The organism is Pseudoalteromonas sp. HM-SA03 (assembly GCF_002289345.1).
In the GTDB taxonomy this organism is placed as follows: domain Bacteria; phylum Pseudomonadota; class Gammaproteobacteria; order Enterobacterales; family Alteromonadaceae; genus Pseudoalteromonas.
Genome location: NZ_NSDG01000183.1, coordinates 1 through 512 on the forward strand (window position 1 = coordinate 1; position 512 = coordinate 512).

1 pseudogene is annotated in these 512 nt (G+C 43.9%); it reads left to right on the top strand.

The features are described 5' to 3' along the window. Positions 1-90: 90 nt before the first annotated feature. Positions 91-512, top strand: a pseudogene (locus tag CKO50_RS23225) (hypothetical protein); the annotation flags it as partial.

Sequence of the window (512 nt, forward strand, 5' to 3'; positions counted from 1 at the left end):
TTATTCAATATTGATGATAGCAGCTTTATTGACCACCCATACTACCCTAAAGACCTCGTACATTGGCAAGATAATCAGTAGGAGATAAAGGTGCGCGATACACGGAGAAGTAACGATTATTTCGAAGCATTCTTAGTCGACATTGAAGTTGGCATTAAAGAAACACAGGAAGCCCTCGGTGCAGGTAATTTTACCACACCTAGCGAGCGAGTTGATGTTGCCCAGCGTATATATCAGCTCGCGATTATGCGAGCGATAGCGCACTACTCATATGGTGCTCACCTTGGGGATGTTAAGCGCTATACCGAAGCGATTTTGCCGTATCGCAAACAACTGACACACTACTGTGATAAGTTACCTGTAAATCATCAAATATACCGCCATGCTTTTGAAAAGTTGGGCGGGCAAATCAATGCTGTCGGCTCCCCTAATATCAATCGTTATATCTACACTTTGTGGTGGCTGGCACTTTTACAAGCCTGTGATGTCGCTCCAGCTCATATTCAAGAAGT